Source organism: Pseudomonas sp., assembly GCF_037994325.1.
In the GTDB taxonomy this organism is placed as follows: Bacteria; Pseudomonadota; Gammaproteobacteria; order Pseudomonadales; family Pseudomonadaceae; genus Aquipseudomonas.
The window spans coordinates 1-4,199 of sequence record NZ_JBBNAH010000320.1 but is presented as its reverse complement, the minus strand read 5'-3'; the positions used below and the strand labels follow the sequence as shown (position 1 = coordinate 4,199).

At 55.1% G+C, this 4,199-nt stretch carries 7 protein-coding genes and 1 tRNA gene; 6 read left to right on the top strand and 2 right to left on the bottom strand.

The genetic code is table 11. From position 1 onward, the window contains the following. The 4 genes from AAAB16_RS10870 to AAAB16_RS10855 all read left to right on the top strand — a co-directional run. Positions 1-605, top strand: a 605-nt coding sequence (locus tag AAAB16_RS10870; RefSeq protein WP_340663327.1) for an alpha/beta hydrolase, incomplete at its 5' end; no start/stop codon positions are given. Between the two features lie 98 nt (positions 606-703). Continuing rightward, a tRNA-Gly gene (locus tag AAAB16_RS10865) sits at positions 704-777 on the top strand. Between the two features lie 108 nt (positions 778-885). Then, complete coding sequence (locus tag AAAB16_RS10860) at positions 886-1,314, top strand: hypothetical protein (protein WP_340663326.1); 429 nt, start codon at positions 886-888, stop codon at positions 1,312-1,314. 33 nt (positions 1,315-1,347) lie between these two features. Then, positions 1,348-1,791 carry an NUDIX hydrolase gene (locus tag AAAB16_RS10855; protein WP_340663325.1) on the top strand — a complete coding sequence of 148 codons (444 nt, stop codon included), beginning with the start codon at positions 1,348-1,350 and terminating at the stop codon, positions 1,789-1,791. 64 nt (positions 1,792-1,855) lie between these two features. On the opposite strand, the gene AAAB16_RS10850 is transcribed toward AAAB16_RS10855, so the two are convergent. Together AAAB16_RS10850 and AAAB16_RS10845 are read right to left on the bottom strand one after the other, a co-directional pair. Beyond that, on the bottom strand, positions 1,856-2,182 hold the full coding sequence (locus AAAB16_RS10850; RefSeq protein ID WP_340663324.1) for a type II toxin-antitoxin system RelE/ParE family toxin: 327 nt from the start codon (positions 2,180-2,182) through the stop codon (positions 1,856-1,858). Then, positions 2,163-2,420, bottom strand: coding sequence for a type II toxin-antitoxin system Phd/YefM family antitoxin (locus tag AAAB16_RS10845; protein ID WP_340663323.1), 258 nt, complete (start codon positions 2,418-2,420; stop codon positions 2,163-2,165). Before AAAB16_RS10845 ends, AAAB16_RS10850 begins: the two co-directional genes overlap by 20 nt. A gap of 492 nt (positions 2,421-2,912) precedes the next feature. Here AAAB16_RS10845 and AAAB16_RS26520 point away from each other — a divergent pair, with 492 nt between their 5' ends. Beyond that, positions 2,913-3,134: a PF20097 family protein gene (locus AAAB16_RS26520; RefSeq protein WP_369335441.1), complete on the top strand. Its 222-nt coding sequence runs from the start codon at positions 2,913-2,915 to the stop codon at positions 3,132-3,134. A 395-nt stretch (positions 3,135-3,529) separates the two neighbouring features. Then, a partial coding sequence (locus tag AAAB16_RS10840; protein ID WP_340663322.1) for an FIST N-terminal domain-containing protein occupies positions 3,530-4,199 on the top strand: 670 nt, incomplete at its 3' end.

The window sequence follows — 4,199 nt, the reverse complement described above, 5'->3', positions numbered from 1 at the left end:
AACACTTCGACGCCGACTACCTCTCCTCCTTTTCCTGGGGCGGCGTGGCCTCGCTACTGGCCCTGGCACAACGGCCACGGCGCATCGAAAAAGCCGTGATCAACTCCTTCTCGCCGCTGCTCAACGAACCGATGCTCGACTACCTGGAAAAGGGCCTGTACTACCTACACACCATGGACCGCGACAACATGGGCCACCTGGTCAACAACACCATCGGCAAACACCTGCCGTCGCTATTCAAACGCTACAACCACCGCCACATCAGCAACCTTCACGACCACGAATACCGGCAAATGCATGCGCACATCCACAAAGTGCTGCACCTCGACACCCACTGCCACATGGCCTGCCTGCACAGCATCAACACGCCGTTACTGTTCATCAACGGCGAACACGACGAATACACCACCGCCGCCGACGCGCGCCTCTTCGGCAACCACCTCAACGACTGCCAATTCACCACCGTCAGCAATGCCGGGCACTTCCTCGACATGGAACACAAAGGCGCCTGGCAACAAACCCAACACGCCATGCTCGGCTTTCTACAAAGCGGCAATGCACAGCGTCGACCCATACACGAAGCAACCACCGCCATCGCCGTATGACCCATCCGAAAAACCCCGCCTGCAGCGAAAACATCACCCTGATTCACACTGCAGGCTTCATTTCTCAAGCGTCTTCTGGTACAAAGTCCCCCGCAAAAGCGGGTGTCGTATAATGGCATTACTCCAGCTTCCCAAGCTGATAACGAGGGTTCGATTCCCTTCACCCGCTCCAGAATTTGAAATACCAAAAAGCCCCGCAGTTGCGGGGCTTTTTTATGGCCACGGTGATTAGCCAAACCGCAAAACAAAGCCCACTCCCGTTCAAGGATCAGAACACACAATGCGAGCATGGAATTTAATCATCACCAGCGTAGTCGGCGCCTTCGCCCTATTGCTGTTGGTCGTTGCCCTTCCCACCTATGGCGCGCGGCCACTGGCCCACTGGGCGCTGAATGTGGGGGCTTACACCACAGTGTTAACAACGACATTTATCTATTTGCTGCTGCAACTGCGCACCCCGGAATTTCCCAGCAAACGCCAGGTCATCATTCTGCTTACCTACTTGCCTGTCACTATCCTGAGTGCCATCGGTGGCGCATTCTGGGGCGTAGTTGGGCATGCGATGGAAACTCAACACCTTAACTTCGCGGTGGCTCTCCCCTACGCCGCTATCCCGCTGCTCACGTTCTACTCGCTGGCGTTGCTGACCACGCTGTTCACGTTCCTCTACGTAAGACGCATGCCGAACAGACAGAGCAGCAATGCATAAAAGACCTACCCCGCTTTGATAACGAGTGCTCCCATGTCCGATCAGCGCATCCGCCCTCTCGCACTTTGCATCTTTCATCACCAAGGCAAAATTCTGCTGCACCAATTCGACGATCCGGTTACCCAGTCGACGGTCTTTCGCCCTGTTGGTGGAGGCATTGAGTTCGGTGAAACAAGTCACGACGCCATCGTCCGGGAAGTACAAGAAGAACTGGGGCAGACCATGAGCAACGTTCGGCTGCTGGGCACGCTGGAAAACATCTTCACCTATGCCGGCAAACCGGGGCACGAGATTGTGCAGATCTACGATGCATGCTTTAACAACGCGCAGCTCTATGAGCAGCCCTGGCTGGAAGGCAGCGAAAGCGATGGAGTTCCTTTTCGCGTTCAATGGCGCCCACTCGCAAGCTTTACTCGGGAGTCATCGTTAGTGCCTGAAGGCCTCTACGATCTGCTCCAGGCCGCGAAGTTGGAGTGAACAGATATCCCTAGATGAACGTATCCAAATTGCTTTGCAAACGATCAAGGAGAAGATCCATTGGCTATCCAGGGATTAACGCCTCATCGGAGCGCCATAAACCTCCCCCCCGCTCCCGCTTGCCAACCGCAATCACCTCAACCACAACGTCAGTGTCATAAACCTGGTAGACCAAGCGATATCCAGACGCGCGAAGCTTGATCTTGTAGCGATCTTTATTTTCCTGGCCGCTGAGTTTGTCCCTTTCAACCCGCGGGTTATCGAGGCGTTCTGCTAGTTTTTTGCGCAGTTGTTCTTTTACTGGCCCGATCAAGGCATCCCACTCTTTCAACGCAGACACTTTGAATTTCAACGCGTAGCGCGTGCATGTTTCAGCGGGTGTTGAGCTCATCGAGAGTGACCTGAATTGAAGGCTCGTTCTTACGCTCCTCTGCGAGCCGTCCCAGGTAGATATCGTCGAGCAGTTCGACCATGCGCTCATATTCTTGCGCGGGCACCGCGTAAAAAACCGGTGCGTTACGGTTAAGAATCGCCACCGCGCGGCCTTTACCCGCGCCTACCGTACCCATGGGGTCTTTCTTTAGCTCAGTGATGGAGGCCGAGACGTTGGCCAAGATTGCGTGTGCCATGTTTGCTTCTCCTCGCAGGCGTATGCGGCATGCTCCTCGAAGGCCGAACCATTATGCCGGGGCCATCGAGCGCACCCTGCGCAATTGTAGGAACGACAAGAGCGTAGAGCGGCAGACTAGCACGCTTAAAAGCACTATTAAACGCACCATAATTCGCCCTCCGGCAACTGAATCTGAGTCAGTGACCGCCTCTGCGGCCCGTCAGATATCTGGATAGGGTGGCTGAAGGAAAGGCGGGGGGTGTCCTTGGCTTTTATGAACTACGGCTTTTGGTTCTTGGAGGCTTTGGGTGTTTCACCCCATTCAACTTAGCCATCCGCCAGAGCCCTTGCGCGGTGCTTCCAGCGTATCTGCCGCACCTAGCTGCCACCTTGTGTCGTCACTGCATCTGTGACCCACTGTAGCGCTACACACGCGTCTGGAACCTACTGAAAACCGCTATCGGCCGGAACGATAAGCGCAACAGCAACTCACCGTTAGAAGGTCACGGTCATGTCCTATCAATGCAGTAAGTGCAATTCAGACATGGAAGAGGGTTTTTTGCTGGAAATGGGCGATGCCAACAACATGTCATCGCAGACGTGGGTTGCAGGTAAGCTCGAAAAAAGCTTTTTCATGGGGGTGAAACTTAAAGGCAAAGCACTTTATGACGTAAAGACGTTTCGCTGCACTGCATGCGGTTACCTCGACTCTTACGCAGTGGAGAAGCGATAAGCCTGGCGGGCAATAGCCCCACCTAAAGGCTTAGTGGTCTGGTGCAAAAGTACTATGACGCTCCAGGTGAAAACGTCGAATGATAGGACGCGCCCTCTTTATGTTGGGCTGCCAACTCGATGCCTATCACTACAACAACAGGACCTGACGCAGTATGAATACCACGTCATTGCAGGTTCGTTTCCTCAGCCGCGCAGGCACCTGCGTGTTTCATTTCCGCCCAACTCAAGACAACCCGGGTTTGCGTCAGCACTGGCATGCGCCGTCGCAGCAAAAACAAGCGCGACGCTGCTAACGGCTAACGATGCCCATGGGCAGTAAAAGACTGACTTCGCGTCAGCGTGCCTAATCGCGTAGCCATGCGGCATAAACCTAAACCCTTGAGGGAATACGCTATGAAGCCCTTTCGCTTGTTCAGCAAGGCATCGTCGCCACGCAGTCCGGTCAGCGTGGTGTGTTCATCGTCAGATCTTGAGACCAAACTGCAAGCGCAGACGATAGACCCGGTGTTTATCACCGGTTTTGTCTCGCCACACTTAGACCTGGATGCCGTCGCCCGCCGTATTCGCCAGCGTTACGCCCAGTGCACGTTAAGCCTGTGCACCACCTCGGGTGAGTTGTACAACGATGAAAAACAGCTCTATTGCGATACCGGCGACAGGTGGGACCGTATTGTGCTGCAGCTATTTGATCGCAGCGTTATCGCTTCCGCAGAAATCGCCATGGTGCCGTTGGAGTCTGCGGACATTCGCGGCGCCGGCAAACGGGCGAGCATGCGCGAGCGGATTTCGCGTTTGGTGGATAACCTCAAGGCTGTGCAGGTGCGTACCGCCATTGATCAGCGCGACACCCTGGCCTATGTGTTGTTTGACGGGCTGTCAGCTTCCGAGTCGTTTTTTATGGAGGCGCTGTACGAATCCGGGCGCTTTCCCTGCCTGTTTGTCGGGGGTTCGGCCGGTGGCAAGGGCGACTTCCAAAAAACCTTGATTCACGACGGCTCGCGCAGCTACGAAAACCACGCTCAGATCGTATTTCTCAAGTGCGCGCCGCACATCCGCTTTGGTG

Bases quoted from the DNA above. Each gene is read 5' to 3' on its own strand.
- AAAB16_RS10845 (WP_340663323.1), bottom strand. From the start codon at position 2,420: ATGGCACACGCAATCTTGGCCAACGTCTCGGCCTCCATCACTGAGCTA.
- AAAB16_RS10850 (WP_340663324.1), bottom strand. From the start codon at position 2,182: ATGAGCTCAACACCCGCTGAAACATGCACGCGCTACGCGTTGAAATTC.
- AAAB16_RS10860 (WP_340663326.1), top strand. From the start codon at position 886: ATGCGAGCATGGAATTTAATCATCACCAGCGTAGTCGGCGCCTTCGCC.
- AAAB16_RS10855 (WP_340663325.1), top strand. From the start codon at position 1,348: ATGTCCGATCAGCGCATCCGCCCTCTCGCACTTTGCATCTTTCATCAC.
- AAAB16_RS26520 (WP_369335441.1), top strand. From the start codon at position 2,913: ATGTCCTATCAATGCAGTAAGTGCAATTCAGACATGGAAGAGGGTTTT.